Source organism: Archangium sp. (assembly GCF_057119385.1).
This window is the reverse complement of record NZ_DBNGVP010000080.1, coordinates 20,991-36,446: the sequence shown is the minus strand read 5'-3', so window position 1 is coordinate 36,446 and position 15,456 is coordinate 20,991. Positions and strand designations below refer to the sequence as shown.

The window sequence follows — 15,456 nt, the reverse complement described above, 5'->3', positions numbered from 1 at the left end:
GGAGGTTGACGGACATGAATCACGGGTGGATGCGGAAGTCGTGTGCCTTCACGCTGGCCCTGGGAGCCGCCGTTCATGCGAGCCCGGCCGAAGCGGTCACGCCAGCGAGTGTGACGAGGGTTTCACGGGTGACGGGAGCGACTCCGGCGGGAGAGAGCCTCCCCAATCCCAATCAAACGCATACGAACTACGAGGTCATGGGAACGGACCTCGGCATCATGTGGGACAAGGGGGGCGGAGAGATCTTCGTCCTGTTTGGTGACACCTTCGGCAATGGCTGGTGTGGGAACGGCGGGTGCGGAGGCGGCTGGCGCAGCAACGTGCTGGCGAGGTCCGCCGACAAGACCCTGTCGGACGGCCTGTCCTTCTCCACGATGATCCAGGACTACTCCTGGCATGCGAAGGAGATCCTGCCCTCGAAGAAGATCAACTTCGATGAGATCACGGTCATCCCGACGGCGGGCGTCACCGTGGGGGCGCGGCATTACATCCACTACATGTCCGTCAACAACTGGGGCGAGGCGGGCAGGTGGTCCACCAACTACGCCGGCATCGCGTACTCGGACGACAACGGGCAGAACTGGCTCAAACACCCGAGTGCGCGGTGGCAGAACACCAGCACCTGGACGAACAACTTCCAGATGGCCGCCTTCGTCAAGAACGGGGGCTTCGTCTACCTGTACGCGACGCCGAATGGCCGTTTCGGGAACGTGTACCTGGCCCGCGTGCCCGAGACCGCGCTGCTGAACATCAATGACTACCGGTACTGGGATGGCAATGGCTGGTCGGCCTCCCAGAGCGCGGCGGTGCCCGTGACGATGGGGGGCGCGGGCGAGCTCTCGGTGGCCTACCACTCCTACTTCGGCCGGTTCATCATGACGTACCTGAACGAGAACCGTCAGGCCGTGGTGATGCGGGACTCGGCGACGCTGACGGGGCCGTGGAGCGGGGAGAAGGTGCTCGCGAGCGCGACGGATTACCCGGGCCTCTACAACGCGTTCATCCACCCCTGGTCCACCAGTGGCACTGACCTGTACTTCGTCATGTCCCAGTGGACGCCGTACAACACCTTCCTGATGAGGACCACGCTGGCGAGCGATGCGTTCGGCGACAACCTCCTCTCCGAGCCCGGCTTCGAGACGCAGGCGGCCACGCCCGTGATGACGCCCTGGTACGTGCAGGGCAACGGAGGCATCGACCGCAACCTGGGCACCGCTCGGACGGGGCAGGACGCGGGCTACGTGCGCGCCAGCAGCGGCTGGAATGCCCTCAAACAGAGCGTTGCCGTCCAGCCCTACACCGACTACACGCTGCGAGGCTGGGTGCGCACCTCCGCCAACAACACGGCGGGCTACTTCGGGGCGAGGGGCGTGAACACTGGCCCCATCGTGGGAGAGACTCCGTTCGGCGCGTTGACGGGCTACACGCAGCTCACCGTGTCCTTCAACTCCGGTCCCCACTCGGTGCTCGAGGTGTACGGCGGTATGTGGGCGAACGGTGACACCTGGGTGCAGCTCGATGACGTCAGCCTCACCCGCGGCCCCAACCTCGTGGGCCATGCCGGCTTCGAGCAGCAGGCGTCCTCGAGCGCGACCTCACCCTGGTATGCCGACGGCAACGCGGGAATCGATCGCAACCTCGGATACGCCAGGACGGGAGCGAACAACGGCTGGGTGAGGAATACCACCGGCTGGAATGCCCTCAAGCAGGAGGTCTCCGTGGTCCCGAACACGCTCTACACGCTGAGGGCGTGGCTCAAGACGTCCGGCAACTTCAACGATGGCTATTTCGGCGCGCGGATGCTGAACGGTGGGCCCATCCTGAGCGAGACCCACCTGACCCAACCCCTGTCTGGCTATACCCAGGTGACGGTCCAGTTCAATTCCGGCGCGAACCACAGCGTCGAGCTGTTCGCGGGACTCTGGGCCACCAGCGACACCTGGATGCAGGTGGATGACTTCAGCCTGACCCGGAACTGACCGGCTCGCGTTGACGGAGCGGCCCGGCATCGGTGCTACCCTCGCACCGGTGGAACCCCGTCCCGCTCCTGATTTCCGTATCCCAGCGGTGATGGAGCGGCTCCAGGCGGGCGGCTTCCATGGGGCCGTGGACCCGGTGGAGGGGGCCGTCTGGCGGGTGGAGCGGCGGGAGGGCGAGGCTGTCAGGGTGGAGTTCCTCACCAGGTATGTACGGCCGGAGAAGGTGGATGGCAGCCTCCTGCCGGAGAACACAGGGAGGGCCGCCGTGTGGAACTGGCGCCCCGAGGCGCCGCAGCCGTAGAGAGGTGCCGCCGTGTCTGGCTCGATCGTCACCGGGAACCCGTTCAAGACCGAGAGCCAGGGAGGCGCCTTCGAGGCGCACATCACCGTCGCCGCGCGCTCCGAGGCGGACCTGCGGCGCTTCCGCGCGTTCTGCGACGCGGCCTCGGTGAAGTGCATCGTCATCGAACTGGGCCGGGGCGCCGAGCCCTTCCAGCCCATGACGGCCTCGTACCACCACGGCACGCTCCCCATTCCCGAGGACGACGCGACGGCTCGGGCGCAGCCCTCGAACTACTTCGAGAGACCCATGGCGCGCACCTGTCGCGCAACGCGCGGAAGATGCGGGAGGTGGTGGCCGCGGTTGCCACGGCGCTCCGGCCCACGTGGGAGGCCGCACGCGCGGCTCAGGCCCGGCCGTGATTCAGGTCAAAACCTGAAGCGGAGGAATGGCGGTGGACTGACAGGGGAGGGAGGGAGCAGGCCAGGATGGGCACTCGCGGAGGGCGTCAACGGCCTCCAGTACAGTACTTGGGCACACGGGCGGTTCCCACCCTCAGGGAATGCCTTATGCCATTGAGCTGCCGGATCATCTGTTCGCCTTGATGGAGGAGTTGCCCGAGCGCACGTGCGCGACCATCCACCTGATGCTCGCGCGGATCGCGGAGCTTGCGGCGCACTGGCCGCTGGATGACGCCAGATGGAAGCAACTCGCCTATCAGGACGAGCAGGGACTGCGCTTCTACGCGCAGGGCTGCTGTGTGCAGCTCTACCTGGACGCGGAGGCGCGGCGTGTCGTGGTGCGCGGGATCGGCCGTGTGCTCGTCCGCCTGCCCTATGCACTCCTTGGCTCCGGCTCTGGCTCCGAGGGCTCTCCCGCGCACCAGTAGGTGTCACGGACTACTTCTTCGGGGGCGCGTTCCCTCGGCCGCCTCCGGAGGGGTTGCCCGTGGTGCTCGGCCAGTTGGGGTTGTTACCACTCTGGCCGCTACCACTCTGGCCGCTACCACTCTGGCCTCCGCCCTGGCTGCTGCCCTGTCCACTGCCCTTGCCTCCACCGCTGCCTTGTCCCATGACCGTCTCCTGGTCTGTCTTCGAGGTCTGATTCAAGACTATTCATCCCTGGGGCACTGGCGGACCCTGATGCGTCCGGTCTCGAGACAGACCCCACGCCACCAACGCGACGATGATGACCGCGAGCACCGTGAGCCAGAGCCAGCCCAGACCCCAGCGGGTGGAGTCGTAGACCTCGTAGGGCTCGATGGGCTCGGCCGGCGGCTGGGCGAGCGCCAGCGCCGGAGTGATGAAGAGCGACCACAGGAATGCGTGCAGTGCGCGGAGATGCAGCATGTTCGGCCTCCCGGGGCCTGGGATCGGGCCGGGCCTCTCTTGGAACGGTCGTCACCTCCGGGAGCGCGGACAAGGCACGGCTCCCGGGCACTCGGGCGAGCGGTGGGAGCCCGGGAGTCTCGATACCCTCACCCCGTCCCTCTCCCGGGGGGAGAGGGGAAATCGGGCGAGGGCTTCGTACGAGTTACAGCGGCGGACGGACGTAGGCGCCTTCTTCCCGGCTGTAGTCGGGGATGTAGACGCGATCCGACGTGCCCGTCTCCTTCTCCTTGCGCGCCGGCTTCTTGGGCTCCGCCGGGGGCTTGTCCTTCTGCGCCGGCGCTTCCACGGCGATCGTCTTCAGCTCGGCATCCGAGGCCCGGGCCCGGTCGATGGCGGCCGCGTCGTAGATGGAGATCCACCAGCCTCCATAGCTCTCATCCGCGGTGGGCGGCGTGACCTCGAACGTGAGGCCCGCGCGCTCCAGCTTGTCCTCGTCGAGCGACAGCCCGTGCACCATCTCCCGGTCGGCGGCCTCCTGGAGCAGTCCAGCCATCAGGCTGCGCAGCTCCTCCTTGGTGCGGGTCTTGCCCGCGTAGATGCCGATCTCCACGCCCGCCGGGTGCTGCGGGTCTCCGTAGATGTTGAGCTCGCCCCGGGACGTCTCGTACGTGAGGTAGGGGACGTGCCGGAAGATGCCGGTGTCGATGACCTCCGACGGAACCTGCTTGAGATCCTTCTTCCCGAACCGCGTCGCGAAGGTCTCGATGATCAAACCGGAGTCGATGAGGCGGCCCTCGGTCACGGGCCGTTGGGGGGCCGGTGCCGGAGCGGACGACAGCGGCGCCGGGGTGCTCTTCATCGCCGGAGCGGCGGGTTGCGCCGGCTGCTCCTGGAGCTGCGAGCGGCTCGGATTCGGGCAACCGCCGAGCAACACCATCGAGAGCACGCCACTGGCGACAGCCGACGTCGGACGCATCTTCCCCCTCACATGGAACGGATTCATGGATGCGCGGACTCTACCGGATGCCAGCGGGGGCTCCATAGCCGCGCGGAGTGAAGGGGCGGAGCACGGCTGGCCGGGCAGGGAGGCTCAGCCGTTCGGGCCCGACAGGGGCTGCGACGTGTCGCCTGGTGTGGAGCGCAGCCGGCGGATGGCGCGCAGCAGCAGCTCTCCGTCCAACGGGTTGGCGACGTAGCCCTTCGCTCCAATCTGGTGGGCCCGCTCGAGGTCCTCGTCCGTGGAGGAGCCGGAGAGGAGCAACGCCCCCGCGATGCGTGCTTCTCCCGCCAGCAGCCCCTCCATGGCCTGCACCGGGGCGAACACGATGTCCGAGGACGTCGAGTGCATGACCTCCAGCGGCGTGGCGACCCTGGAGCGCAGGCCGTGCCGCGCGAGCGCCCGCGAGATGAGGGTGGCGGTGACGGGAGGCCACGCGTAGAGCAGCAAGGGCGAGTCCGGACCCGATGCGCCCGGTGTGCCGAAGGCCGGCTCGGTGGCGTCGTCCTGGAGCCCATAGAGCGCGGCGAGCGCGTGGCCCAGCGCCGTGTCCGACGCGAGGTGCGGCTCGACGCGGGGCTTGCCGGAGACCGCGCGCACCGCGTCCAGCGCCTCGAGCGAGGCCGGCGCGGGCAGGGCCACGTGTAGCACCACGCGCTCTCCCTTCTCGAGCCGCAGCGGCACCACCCGGTACTTCTGGGCGATGCGCTTGGGCACCAGGCGCGTGAGCTTGGGATCCAACCGCTCGCGATCCAGGTCGATGGCGGGCAGGCCGAGCTGCAGGGAGAGGGCGCGCAGGACGTCTTCCTCGGTGCACAGCCCCTCGCGCACCAGCGCCCGGCCGAGCGGAACCCGGGTCTCGTGGTGGTGCACCAGCCCGAGCCGGAGCTGGGCCCGGTCGATGAGCCCCAGCTCCATCAGGATTTCACCGAGCATGCGCCTGGACCCGAGCTGCATGGCTGTAACCGTTGCCATGCGGCGCGTGCCCGGCGATGGGCACCCGGGCGAGCCCCTGCCTCGCCGGCTGCTCTCCGGTCAGAAATCGACCCGGGTGGCCCGGCCCCGGAGCGGGATGGCGATGTACGTCTGCAACTGGGCGTCGGTGGGCAGGCGGGAGAACCGGCTGCGGGTGAGGAAGCCCTGCGTCTCGATGCGTACCTCCTGCTCGGGACCATCGACGCGGGCCCTCGGAATCACCACGGTGAAGAGCAACGAGCCCGCGTCCGCGTCCGGCTCGAGCGTGATGGTCACCAACGTGCCCAGCTCCGTCGCCTCCTGACGGATTTCATCGCCGCTCGCGTTCACCTCCCGGCAGGAGTCCTGGTAGTGCAACCGCGGCTCTCCGGTGAAGCTCGTCGTCGAGAAGTGGATGGAAACTCCCCGGCCCAACAGCTCGAACATGTTGGGCGCTACTGGCTCGGCGCGGGTCTCCGGGATGACGTGTACGGGTGCGGCTTCCATCGTGGCGTCCATGCGTGCTCCTCCTGTCGTGTCCAGTGCAGCCGGAGTGGGCTGCCAAGAAAGATGGAGGCGTCGATTCCCGGACGTGACGGCTCAGCCGTGCGCGCCGAGCACGTGCCGCTCGACGACGCCCGCCATGGCCACGAGCGCGAGGCCCAGGAGGAAGCCGGGCAGCCGGCCGCGTGCGGAGCGCGGATCCGCCGTGTGGCGCAGCTCCGGCAACAGGTCCGTGGCGCCGATGTAGAGGAAGGTGCCGCCCGCGAGCGCCAGGATGATGCCCTCCAGGCCCGCCACCCACCGCGAGCCCAGCAGCACCGCCCCCGCTCCGGCCACCGCGGTGAGCTGCACGCCTCCGAGTGCCAGCAGCGAGCGTGCGCGCGACAGCCCCGTGGCACGCAGCAGCGCGTAGTCCCCCACCTCCTGCGGAAGCTCGTGGGCGATCACCGCCAGCGCGGTGGCCACCCCGGCCTGGGGCGAGACGAGGAAGGCCGCCGCCACCGCCGCGCCGTCTCCGATGTTGTGCAGCGCGTCCGCCGCCAGCAGCGAGGGCACCACGGTGGAGGGCGCTTTCACGGCCCCGTCATGGTGGTGGGGATGGCCCGGAGCGTGGGCCGAGTGGTCATGGTGATGGGGCCCGAGGAACCACTCGAGGAGGGTGAGGGCCAGGAAGCTGGCGAGTGCCCAACGGAAGGCGCCGGGCCCCTCGACGGCGAGCGCCTCGGGGAGGATCTCCAGGAACACCGCGCCAATCAGCGCCCCGGCCGCGAAGGCCACCAGCGCCGCCAGGTGCCGCTTCAGCCAACGCTCGGAGAGGAGCCCGCCCGCCAGGCCCGCGAGCCCGTCCGCGAGGACCGCCAACCAGATGAAGAGGGAGGGGCTCGTCATGGGGGCGAGGGGGCGGGTGGGGAGGTGCTCGGCGTCACCCCCGCCTGTTGCTGCTCCTGGCGCCGTGCGAGCCCGTCTTCCATGAGTGGGAAGTACTCACGAGGGCCGCACCAGGCGGAGCCCAGGGGGAGGAGATGCCGAGCCCGAGAGCCCAGGCAGCGGGCGGTGGGGGCTCGCCTTCGTGCTCGCGCGCCATGCCGAGGAGGAGCGCTTCCTCCAACTGTTGCGGCAGGCCCGGCCGGGATGGCTGCTGGTGGCGGTGGTGCTCCAGCTGGCCACCTACCACCTCGTGGTTGCCGCTGCTGCCCGGCTTCTACCTGTTGCGGCGTGAGCCGGTGCTCAGCCCGCGGTGAGCCAGCGCAGCAGGGCCTCGGGAGCGTCCACGTGGACGAAGTGGCCCGCGCCGGGGAGCGTGGCCACCGGGCAGCCCAGGGACTCCATCCGCGCCAGGTCCGCGTCGGAGACGTAGTGGGCCCGGCCGCCGCGGATGCAGCGCACCTTCGCGCCCGGACGCGTCAGCGCGGCCCACAGGTCCTCGCCATTCACCCGCCCGTGGAACTCGGCGAGCGACTCCCGGTCGAAGCGCCAGCGCACCGTGCCGTCCGGCGCCGGCTCCAGGTTCATGAGGAGCCAGTCCGACAGCGGCCCGGACAGCCCGCGCCCCGTCAGCTCCGTGCGCATCGTCCGGCGGTCCGGCGCGCCAGGAGGCGCGGCCCGGAGGATCTCCAGCACCTTGCCGCTCTCCGACAGCTGCGTGGGAATGGGGCTGGGGGTGATGTCCAGCAGTGTCACGCGGGCCACGTCGGCCGGGGAGCGCAGGCTCGCGGCGAGCGACACGCGCCCGCCCAGCGAGTGCCCCACCAGCTCCAGCGGCCCCTGGAGCCCGGCAGCGCGTGCCGTCTCCAGCACGTCGCCAGCCACCGTGGCCAGGGTGGCCCCGGGCGGCAGCCGCGGCGAGGCGCCGTGGCCCGTCATGTCCAGCAGGAGGAAGCGGCGGCTCGGGTCCACCGCGCTCCATGCCGTGGCCAGCGAGCGCAGGTTGCGCCCCGTGCCGAGGAAACCATGCAGCAGCACCGTGGGCCGCTGCCCCTCTCCCACCTGGAAGCTCTCGAGAATCACGGCCGCCTCCTATATCCCGAGCGCCTCCGCCTCGCAGCGTCTTCGCTCACATTCCGAAGGGCCAGGTGTCCGCGGCATCCTCCGCCTCATGGCCGGCATCGCGATCCAGGGGCTGCAGGGCGCTGGTGAGGTCGTAGTGCAGCACCGCGTTGAACTGTGCGGGCAGGTCCGCGTGGAAGTAGTGGCTGTAGCGCTCGCTGTGGGGCGCGTAGATGACGCCGATGGCGCGCTCCAACCGCCGCTCGTGCAGGCCCGCGCCCGCCTCGCCCAGGTCCTCCATCCGCAGGAGGAAGCCGGGCAGGCCCACCTCGTGGAAGAGCGCCTCGTAGCTGCCCCCCAGTGCCGGCCGCACCCGCCGTCTCAGGCCCGGCATGTCCCATTCCCGCGCGGCGATGACGGTGCCCGAGTACGTGGTGAAGCCCACGTTGTACGTCTCCCGGCCATGGCGCTCGCGCAGCAGCTGGCCCAGGTTCAGCTCGCCCTGGTCTCCCATCTGCGTGGCGCGCGCATCGCCCAGGTGCGAGTTGTGCGCCCAGATGACCAGGCGCGCCGGGTCGCCGGAGCGGCGGCCGAGGTACTCCGCGAGCGCATCCGCGGTGTCCGCCATGTGGGTATCGCGCAGGTTCCAGGACTCGTCGCGCCCGGCGAACAGGGTGCGGTAGTAGGCCTCCGCGTCCTGCGCCAGCCGGGCGTTCTGCTCCGCGTAGAAGAGCGCATCCAGCTCCAGCACTCCTTCCACCTCGCGCCGCCGCAGGTCCAGCAGCTGCTCGAGGACCTCGCTCGAGCAGGTGTCCGCGTAGCCATACGCCGTGGCGTGGCCATAGGCCTGCGGGTCCGTGCCGTAGCGGTCGAAGCACGCGTAGCGGTGGCGGGCCCGCTCGGCGGCCGCGGGATCTCTCGTCTCCAGGTAGCGGATCACCTCGCGCATGGAGGCGTGCAGGCTGTAGAGGTCCAGTCCGTAGAAGCCCACCTGGGGCGCGTCCTTGCCCCGCGCGGCGTTGTGCGCGCGCATCCACTCCACCAGCTCCAGCACCTCCTGGTTGCGCCACATCCACCGGGGGAAGCGCTCGAAGTTGTCGAGCGCCCGCCGCGCATCCGGGTCCGTGCCCTGGCCCTGCACGTACTGGTTGAGCCGTAGCGCGTCCGGCCAGTCCGCCTCCACCGCCACCGCGCTGAAGCCCCGCTCGACGATGAGCCGGCGGGTGAGCGCGGCGCGGGCCCTGTAGAACTCGTGGGTGCCGTGGGTGGCCTCGCCCAGCAACACGAAGCGCGCGTCACCGATGCCCTCCAGGAGCGCGTCGAAGTCCGAGTCGTCGTCCTTCAGGGGGATGGCCGCGGTGCGCACTCCTTCGATGAGCTCTGGACGGAATTCCTGCTCGCCATGTCTGTCTTCATCGAACGGATTCATGCGGTGAAGGTGGGCAGGCGGCCCGGACCTGCCCACGCGGCTCGGACAAGCCGGAGGGTTGACAGACGGGAAGGATGGCGGGCAGGCAGGCGCTCGCTTTCAATCCAGGAATAAGCAGGCTGGCCGACCCTCCAGGGCATGAACACCTTCGACGACATGGAGCCCAAGCGAGAGAACATGACGGTATCGGCGGGGAGGCGTTGGCGGGGTGTGCGGTGGCTGGTGCTGGCCATGACCCTCATGGCGGGAACGGCCCAGGCCAAGGTGATGGCGGGAGTCCGGATGCCGGATGCCATCTCGCTCCAGGGCAAGCAGCTCCTGTTGGAGCACATGGAGCTCAAGAAGAAGCTCTTCTTCGAGATCTACGTCTGGGGCCTGTACCTGGAGCAGAAGCCGGACTCCACCCAACAGGCCATCGCCTTCCAGGGACCCAAGCAGTTGCAGCTCCACTTCCGGCGGAGCATCAAGCGCGAGCAGCTGGCGGATGCCTTCCGCGCGTTCCTCTCCAACAGCCGGGCGCTGCGCTCCCCGGAGATGAGGCGCCACTCGGAGATGCTCGTCCAATCGCTCAAGGGCGTGCGCAAGGGCGACACGCTGCTCATCACCTATCTGCCGGACAAGGGCTTGCAGATCTCCGGTGAGGGCAGCCAGGGCGCGGTGATTCCCGGCAAGGCCTTCGCGGACGCGCTCTTCGACGCGTGGCTGTCGGAGAACCCCATCTACGAGCGCTAGCGGCGCTCAGATGAGGAAGGAGCCCCGGACCTCGGCGCCCTCGGCGAGCAGGGCCGCGGTCCGGTCCAGGCGCTCGCGGCTGAGGTGGGTGAGCGCGCGGCGGACCTCGGGGTGGGTGAGCACCCGCTCCTTGACGGTCTCCTGATCCAACACCAGCAGCAGGCACGCCGTGGCGGCGCGCACGGTGGCGGTGATGCGCAGGTCGAGCAGCAGGGAGATCTCCCCGAAGAGGGCGCCCTCGGTCATGTCGGGGTAGGGACGCTCGCCGCCGTCGGGCTCCTGGTGCACCACGGAGCAGCGTCCGCGCAGCAGCAGGTGGAGCGCCTGGCTGCGCTGGCCCTGCTGGAGCAGCACGGTGCCCGGCTCCACGGTGCGCGTCTGGAAGCGCTGGGCGATGGCGCGCTTCTGCTGCTCGGAGAGCGGCTGGAAGACGGGGTTGGACTCGAGCAGGTTGTCCAGCAGCTGGTCCTTGTAGAACTGCTGCACCACCCGCTCGAAGGTGGGGAAGCGGGCACCGAGCTGCGCGAGCATGTCGCGCGTCACCTCCAGCAGGGTGCAGTCGTGGGTGGCGATGACGCTGGCGGTGCGGGGCGCGTCCGAGATGAGGCCCATCTCGCCGAAGAAGGAGCCCTCGGTCAGCTCGGCGAGCGTGCGGGGCGGAGCGTTCTCGGGGGCGTGCACCACGCGCACCGTGCCCTGCACGAGGATGAACATGGAGTGGCCGCGCTCGCCCTCGGTGAGGATGTGCTCGCCTCCGTTCACGCGGCGCATCTCGAGCAGCTCGAGCAGCGCGAGCAATACGTCGCGGGGGAGCTTGGAGAACAGGGGCGTACCGGGCGGCTCGGGTTCGCTGGGGGGCTGGCGCTCCTCGGCGCTCCGCATGGCGATGAGACTGGCGAGGTTCTCCTGGGTCTCCGCGTGCTGGGGCTCGATGGCGAGGATGAGCTTGCAGGCGGCGATGGCGTGGAGGGTGTTGCCCTCGGCGGCGTAGCGGATGGCGAGGGAGTGGAACTCGCGGACGGCCTCCGGGCGGTGCCCGAGCTGGGCGAGGAGCTCGGCCACCTTGAGGCGGGCGGCGGTGTCGTGGGGGTTGAGCTCCACGGCCTTGCGGTAGCCGGCGAGGGCCTCCTCGGGCCGGCCCTGGAGGATGTGGGCGGCGGCGTTCTCCTTGTACTGCCGGCTCAGCTGCCAGGCCTCATCGGTGGGGATCGCCACGGGAACCTCCAGACGGTGCTGCGGGACGCGGCCGCATGATCGGCGAGATGGAGGGCAGGGTAAAGACACAGGGGGTGTCGGCTCCGTGGCGCGAAGGCCGTGCTCTGGTAGGGTGCCACCGCATGACCTGATGGGTGATGCCGCGGGCACGGAGTCCGTTTCCGGGTATCATCCCACCACCGAGGAGGGCGCTTCATGCGTTGGCCGTTCGTGCTGGGTATCGCGCTGCTGACGGGGTTCTTGGGGACGGGGTGTCCGGAGATCTACGGCAAGGGCGGGTACCTCGACGACGCGATGCGCGAGGACATCCAGGAGCAGATGCGGGAGCGGAGGGAGCAGAGGCGTCAGGAGAAGGAACTGGCGCCGCGATGCCCCGAAGGCAAGTCCGCGGAGCTGGTCTGTGATGGTTCGGCGGATTCGAAGCAGTGCCACTGGGAGTGCCGATGAAGTGGCGCACGGTCCTTGGCGCCATCGTTGGCCTGCTCCTGCCATTGCCGTTCATGTTCGATCACTGCGGAGCCAGGCTTCTGGAGTATCAGCGGCAGGCCGCCACTCCCCAGGGCGCGAAGATCGTTCCCATCCTTGCTCTGGACGAGAGGCGCACGCTCCTGACGTATGGGCGTTCCTGCGAGGAGCCGAAGGATTGCGATCCTCCATTGGCCTGCGCGGATTTCTTCTCTGGTGAAAACCGGATTTGTATCGACAGCGATTGTCAGACGGACCGGCAATGCAAGCAGGGCTTCACCTGCCGGACCCGGCAGGTACCAGGAGATGCCGCCCTGATACGCCAGTGTGTCCTGATTGGCTCTCAAAAAGAGGGGCAGCCCTGCTTCGACAGCGCGGCCGAGCCGGAGGAGGCCTGTGCACCCGGGTTGCTCTGTGGGGGTGGTCATTGCGGCAGACCCTGCCTGTTGGAGGAGCCCTCGAGCTGTCCCGCTGGCTTCGTCTGCCGGGCTGGACTGGATGCGCCTTCCTGCCAGCCGTTCTGCAGGGGAGGTGATTGTCCCGCGGGCCAGGAGTGTGTGGGGGCGAGGACCGGTGCAGCCAGATGCATGATCGTCCATGGCGACAACTGCCAGCAGCATCCCTGCCCGGACGGGTTGCGATGCGTCATGAATTACACGCCGGGAAGAGAAGTGTGGCGCGCCACCATGGAATGCCTGAAGCCCTGTGACGAGACGCAGTCCTGTCCCGAGGGCCTGGTGTGTTTCCTGGGGGGCTGCCGGCGGACGTGTGGCCCGGATGCGGGAGAGGTCTGTGGCCCGCACCAGCGCTGCTCCCAATTTCCGGCCGATCACCTCTGGGTGTGCAAGGCACCGCTCGAGTGACGCGCATCAACCTGGGAAGTTACTCCCCGCGGGCCGTTTTTTGAGGTAGTATCCTCCCGCATGGACGACATCGGCAAATTGAAGCGGATGCTGGGCGGTGCGGTCCTGGTCGCCCGGGAGCAATCCGGGCTCACGCAGGCCGAGGTCGCCAACCGGGTGGGAATCGCCCCCGCCGTCTATGGCCGCATCGAGCGCGGGCAGATGCTTCCCAGCGTCCCCACGCTCTGCCGCCTGTGCGCCACCCTGAACGTCTCCTCGGATGTGCTCCTGGGGCTCGATCCCTCCGAGCGCGAGGCCCTCGCCGCCCTCCCGGTTCCAGAGGCCCCGCCCGAGCTGCGCCGTCTCGCCTCCCTCGTGCGCACGCTCTCCCCCGCCGCGCTCCGCACGCTTACGGCCGTGGCCACCGCCGTGGGCAACAGGTAGGGCCGTGCCGCCCGGCGCTCAACCCCGGCGCCGCATCGCCAGGTAGCGCGCCAGGGGACCCCAGTACGTGCCGCGCCAGTCCTCGTCCAGCCAGCCGTGGCTGTCCGCCGGTACCCCCACCTGCGTGAAGACGAGGCGCGTGCCCCTCCCCATGGGCTCCGGGCGGCTCCTCCAGCGTGTAGCCCACGAGGTCCACGAGCGGGCACGAGGCTCGCCGGGAGTGCCCGCGCGCGCGCCACTCCGCGTATCCTCGTGGGCCATGATGCTGAAGATCGTCCAGGCTGGAGAGCCGGTGCTGCGCCGGCGCGCGAGAGACCTCACCCCCGAGGAGATGACGAGCCCCGCGGTGCGGCAGCTCATCTCCCTCATGCGAGAGACGATGCGGGATGCGCCCGGAGTGGGGCTGGCCGCGCCGCAGGTGGGGGTGGACGTGCGGCTCGCGGTCATCGAGGACCGGGCCGAGTACCAGGCGGCCCTCTCGCCCGAGGAGCTGGCCGCGCGGGAGCGCGAGCCGGTGGACTTCCACGTCATCATCAACCCGCGCCTCACCGTGGAGGACCCGGAGCCGGTGGAGTTCTTCGAGGGCTGCTTGAGCGTCAGCGGTTTCTCCGCGCTGGTGCGGCGGGCCCGCGCCGTGCGCGTGGAGGCCTTCAACGAGAACGGCGAGCCCATCACCCTCCAGGCGCGGGGCTGGTATGCCCGCATCCTCCAGCATGAAATCGACCACCTGGATGGCATGCTCTACATCGACCGGATGGAGCCGCGCAGCTTCACCACCCTGGAGAACCACCGCCGCCATTGGGCCTCGCGTCAGGTGGCCGAGGTGCGTCAGGCGCTCGGTCTGTGAGCCCGGAGTCTGTGGGACGATGAAGACGTGCACGGGCCAACAAGACAGGCACGGGAGTGCGGCACCGTGTCAGAGTGCGCGGTAGCCTGGAGGTGAGGCTCCGGTGGCTCGGGCATGGTGCCCTTCCGCCGCGAGTCGCGCATGCGTGCTCCTGTCTTGTGGGTAGTGCTGCTCACGGCGGTGGGGTGTGGCGAGGACTCCCTGGAGTTGCTCCAGGACGAGGCCTCGGACTGCCCCGAGGCGCCCGCGATGCGCCTGGGCGCGGCGCCCTCCGCGGCGGTGGTGCTCAATGCCTACTACCTCCAGGAGGAGGCCGCGAGGGACCTGCGGCGGGGCCGCACCGAGTCCCCCGCCGTGGAGGAGACGTTCGCCAAGGTGTCGGCGCTCGGAGCCCACGCCGTGCGCACCATCGGCTACAACGACGCGGCCGACAAGCGGGGCGACTCCGCCATCCAACTCGCACCGCTGCAGTACGACGAGGTCTCCCTGCGCGGGTTGGACCTGGTGCTCACCCGCGCCGCCGCGTACGGCGTGAAGCTCGTCCTGCCACTGGGCAACTACTGGGATGCCTATGGAGGAGCCCGGCGCTATGTGGAGTGGGCGGGGCTGCCCTCGCCGGTGGAGGGAGATCCGCGCTTCTTCACCGAGCGTGCGGTCATCGACCACTACAAGGCGCACGTGGCCCGGCTGCTCTCGCGCGAGAACACCTTTGACGGGCTGCGCTATGGGGAACACCCGGCCGTGCTGGCCTGGGAGTTGCTCAACGAGCCCCGGGGCAAGGGATTGGATCCGGAGGGCGCGGCCATGCGCGCCTGGGTGGACGAGGTGGCCGCGGTGGTGAAGGCGTACGCGCCCGGGCACCTGGTGGGCACGGGGGAGGAGGGATTCGACACCTCGCTGGCGGGCTATGACGAGCGCTTCTGGCGGGGCGCGGCGTCCTCTCCCTTCTTCGAGGGAGGCAGCAGCTTCCGCCGCAACACGGCCTCGCCCTTCATCGACTTCGCCAGCGTGCACTTCTACCCGGAGCTCTACGGGGTGAAGCGGGACGACACGGCCCGCGCCGGGGCGCACTGGTTCTCCGAGCACGCCGCCATCGCCCGGGAGGTGGGCAAACCCCTGTTCATCGGCGAGTTCGCCCTGCGCAACGCCGAGGGATTCTCGCTGGATGAGCGGCGGGCCATGTACCGCGGTTGGTTCCGCTGTGCGTGGCGCATCGGCGCGGGCGCCAGCGGCCCGTGGATGTTCGCGAATGACTCGCGGCCGGATGAGTGGGACGAGTTCACCTTCTACTCCCGCGATGGCACCCTGCCCGCGGATCCTCGCAACCGTTACGCGGACCTCGTCGTCGAGGCCGCGGCGCTCTCCGGCACGCGCTGAGCTGTCTTTCCTCGGAGCCCTCCAAGAAGACCTCACATCCCGCTGAAGAAAGACAGGGATTGGGGTTGTCAGGG

At 69.4% G+C, this 15,456-nt stretch carries 19 protein-coding genes; 9 read left to right on the top strand and 10 right to left on the bottom strand.

All coding sequences use genetic code 11. The annotated features are described in order from the left end of the window. Nucleotides 1-14: 14 nt before the first annotated feature. From AC16DP_RS19450 to AC16DP_RS19440, 3 genes are all read left to right on the top strand, one after another. Nucleotides 15-1,979, top strand: a complete 1,965-nt coding sequence (locus tag AC16DP_RS19450; RefSeq protein WP_483956816.1) for a DUF4185 domain-containing protein — start codon at nt 15-17, stop codon at nt 1,977-1,979. A gap of 88 nt (nt 1,980-2,067) precedes the next feature. Further along, nucleotides 2,068-2,280 carry a hypothetical protein gene (locus AC16DP_RS19445; protein WP_329727458.1) on the top strand — a complete coding sequence of 71 codons (213 nt, stop codon included), beginning with the start codon at nt 2,068-2,070 and terminating at the stop codon, nt 2,278-2,280. 541 nt (nt 2,281-2,821) lie between these two features. Next, nucleotides 2,822-3,148 (top strand): hypothetical protein, encoded by a 327-nt coding sequence (locus AC16DP_RS19440; RefSeq protein ID WP_329727459.1) that lies wholly within the window; start codon nt 2,822-2,824, stop codon nt 3,146-3,148. A gap of 10 nt (nt 3,149-3,158) precedes the next feature. On the opposite strand, the gene AC16DP_RS19435 is transcribed toward AC16DP_RS19440, so the two are convergent. The 6 genes from AC16DP_RS19435 to AC16DP_RS19410 all read right to left on the bottom strand — a co-directional run bounded on the left by AC16DP_RS19435 (nt 3,159) and on the right by AC16DP_RS19410 (nt 6,933). After that, nucleotides 3,159-3,332 carry a hypothetical protein gene (locus AC16DP_RS19435; protein WP_329727460.1) on the bottom strand — a complete coding sequence of 58 codons (174 nt, stop codon included), beginning with the start codon at nt 3,330-3,332 and terminating at the stop codon, nt 3,159-3,161. Between the two features lie 42 nt (nt 3,333-3,374). Beyond that, a complete protein-coding gene (locus AC16DP_RS19430) occupies nt 3,375-3,608 on the bottom strand; it encodes a hypothetical protein (RefSeq protein WP_329727461.1) in 234 nt (77 codons plus the stop codon). 184 nt (nt 3,609-3,792) lie between these two features. Then, nucleotides 3,793-4,566 (bottom strand): hypothetical protein, encoded by a 774-nt coding sequence (locus tag AC16DP_RS19425; RefSeq protein ID WP_329727462.1) that lies wholly within the window; start codon nt 4,564-4,566, stop codon nt 3,793-3,795. A 114-nt stretch (nt 4,567-4,680) separates the two neighbouring features. Continuing rightward, on the bottom strand, nt 4,681-5,523 hold the full coding sequence (locus tag AC16DP_RS19420; RefSeq protein WP_329727463.1) for a GspE/PulE/PilB domain-containing protein: 843 nt from the start codon (nt 5,521-5,523) through the stop codon (nt 4,681-4,683). 99 nt (nt 5,524-5,622) lie between these two features. Continuing rightward, a complete protein-coding gene (locus AC16DP_RS19415; protein WP_329727464.1) occupies nt 5,623-6,060 on the bottom strand; it encodes a hypothetical protein in 438 nt (145 codons plus the stop codon). Nucleotides 6,061-6,141: 81 nt separating this feature from the next. Next, entirely contained in the window at nt 6,142-6,933 is a 792-nt protein-coding gene (locus tag AC16DP_RS19410; RefSeq protein WP_329727465.1) for a ZIP family metal transporter, read from the bottom strand. A gap of 181 nt (nt 6,934-7,114) precedes the next feature. Between AC16DP_RS19410 and AC16DP_RS19405 the strand changes: the two genes are divergently transcribed. Beyond that, a complete protein-coding gene (locus tag AC16DP_RS19405; RefSeq protein WP_329727466.1) occupies nt 7,115-7,264 on the top strand; it encodes a hypothetical protein in 150 nt (49 codons plus the stop codon). A gap of 8 nt (nt 7,265-7,272) precedes the next feature. Here AC16DP_RS19405 and AC16DP_RS19400 read toward each other — a convergent pair whose 3' ends face one another. Then, entirely contained in the window at nt 7,273-8,052 is a 780-nt protein-coding gene (locus AC16DP_RS19400; protein ID WP_329727467.1) for an alpha/beta fold hydrolase, read from the bottom strand. 46 nt (nt 8,053-8,098) lie between these two features. Continuing rightward, nucleotides 8,099-9,460 (bottom strand): erythromycin esterase family protein, encoded by a 1,362-nt coding sequence (locus AC16DP_RS19395; RefSeq protein WP_329727468.1) that lies wholly within the window; start codon nt 9,458-9,460, stop codon nt 8,099-8,101. 138 nt (nt 9,461-9,598) lie between these two features. Here AC16DP_RS19395 and AC16DP_RS19390 point away from each other — a divergent pair, with 138 nt between their 5' ends. Beyond that, nucleotides 9,599-10,192, top strand: a complete 594-nt coding sequence (locus tag AC16DP_RS19390) for a chalcone isomerase family protein (protein WP_329727469.1) — start codon at nt 9,599-9,601, stop codon at nt 10,190-10,192. A 6-nt stretch (nt 10,193-10,198) separates the two neighbouring features. Here the strand turns inward: AC16DP_RS19390 and AC16DP_RS19385 are convergent, their stop codons facing one another. Continuing rightward, nucleotides 10,199-11,407 (bottom strand): cyclic nucleotide-binding domain-containing protein, encoded by a 1,209-nt coding sequence (locus tag AC16DP_RS19385; RefSeq protein ID WP_329727470.1) that lies wholly within the window; start codon nt 11,405-11,407, stop codon nt 10,199-10,201. A 195-nt stretch (nt 11,408-11,602) separates the two neighbouring features. Here AC16DP_RS19385 and AC16DP_RS19380 point away from each other — a divergent pair, with 195 nt between their 5' ends. Further along, the gene (locus AC16DP_RS19380) at nt 11,603-11,854 is read left to right on the top strand and encodes a hypothetical protein (protein WP_329727471.1); all 252 of its coding nucleotides are present in this window, start codon (nt 11,603-11,605) and stop codon (nt 11,852-11,854) included. Between the two features lie 941 nt (nt 11,855-12,795). Continuing rightward, nucleotides 12,796-13,158: a helix-turn-helix domain-containing protein gene (locus AC16DP_RS19375; RefSeq protein WP_329727472.1), complete on the top strand. Its 363-nt coding sequence runs from the start codon at nt 12,796-12,798 to the stop codon at nt 13,156-13,158. Between the two features lie 18 nt (nt 13,159-13,176). Here the strand turns inward: AC16DP_RS19375 and AC16DP_RS19370 are convergent, their stop codons facing one another. Then, nucleotides 13,177-13,311 carry a hypothetical protein gene (locus AC16DP_RS19370; protein WP_329727473.1) on the bottom strand — a complete coding sequence of 45 codons (135 nt, stop codon included), beginning with the start codon at nt 13,309-13,311 and terminating at the stop codon, nt 13,177-13,179. Nucleotides 13,312-13,417: 106 nt separating this feature from the next. Between AC16DP_RS19370 and def the strand changes: the two genes are divergently transcribed. Together def and AC16DP_RS19360 are read left to right on the top strand one after the other, a co-directional pair. Further along, entirely contained in the window at nt 13,418-14,005 is a 588-nt protein-coding gene (gene def / locus AC16DP_RS19365; RefSeq protein ID WP_329727474.1) for a peptide deformylase, read from the top strand. A 141-nt stretch (nt 14,006-14,146) separates the two neighbouring features. Then, entirely contained in the window at nt 14,147-15,382 is a 1,236-nt protein-coding gene (locus tag AC16DP_RS19360) for a cellulase family glycosylhydrolase (protein WP_329727475.1), read from the top strand. Nucleotides 15,383-15,456: the final 74 nt, after the last annotated feature.

Bases quoted from the DNA above. Each gene is read 5' to 3' on its own strand.
- AC16DP_RS19420 (WP_329727463.1), bottom strand. From the start codon at position 5,523: ATGCTCGGTGAAATCCTGATGGAGCTGGGGCTCATCGACCGGGCCCAG.
- AC16DP_RS19375 (WP_329727472.1), top strand. From the start codon at position 12,796: ATGGACGACATCGGCAAATTGAAGCGGATGCTGGGCGGTGCGGTCCTG.
- AC16DP_RS19390 (WP_329727469.1), top strand. From the start codon at position 9,599: ATGAACACCTTCGACGACATGGAGCCCAAGCGAGAGAACATGACGGTA.
- AC16DP_RS19380 (WP_329727471.1), top strand. From the start codon at position 11,603: ATGCGTTGGCCGTTCGTGCTGGGTATCGCGCTGCTGACGGGGTTCTTG.
- AC16DP_RS19360 (WP_329727475.1), top strand. From the start codon at position 14,147: ATGCGTGCTCCTGTCTTGTGGGTAGTGCTGCTCACGGCGGTGGGGTGT.
- AC16DP_RS19415 (WP_329727464.1), bottom strand. From the start codon at position 6,060: ATGGACGCCACGATGGAAGCCGCACCCGTACACGTCATCCCGGAGACC.
- AC16DP_RS19425 (WP_329727462.1), bottom strand. From the start codon at position 4,566: ATGCGTCCGACGTCGGCTGTCGCCAGTGGCGTGCTCTCGATGGTGTTG.
- AC16DP_RS19395 (WP_329727468.1), bottom strand. From the start codon at position 9,460: ATGAATCCGTTCGATGAAGACAGACATGGCGAGCAGGAATTCCGTCCA.
- def (WP_329727474.1), top strand. From the start codon at position 13,418: ATGATGCTGAAGATCGTCCAGGCTGGAGAGCCGGTGCTGCGCCGGCGC.
- AC16DP_RS19435 (WP_329727460.1), bottom strand. From the start codon at position 3,332: ATGGGACAAGGCAGCGGTGGAGGCAAGGGCAGTGGACAGGGCAGCAGC.
- AC16DP_RS19450 (WP_483956816.1), top strand. From the start codon at position 15: ATGAATCACGGGTGGATGCGGAAGTCGTGTGCCTTCACGCTGGCCCTG.
- AC16DP_RS19440 (WP_329727459.1), top strand. From the start codon at position 2,822: ATGCCTTATGCCATTGAGCTGCCGGATCATCTGTTCGCCTTGATGGAG.
- AC16DP_RS19370 (WP_329727473.1), bottom strand. From the start codon at position 13,311: ATGGGGAGGGGCACGCGCCTCGTCTTCACGCAGGTGGGGGTACCGGCG.
- AC16DP_RS19430 (WP_329727461.1), bottom strand. From the start codon at position 3,608: ATGCTGCATCTCCGCGCACTGCACGCATTCCTGTGGTCGCTCTTCATC.
- AC16DP_RS19410 (WP_329727465.1), bottom strand. From the start codon at position 6,933: ATGACGAGCCCCTCCCTCTTCATCTGGTTGGCGGTCCTCGCGGACGGG.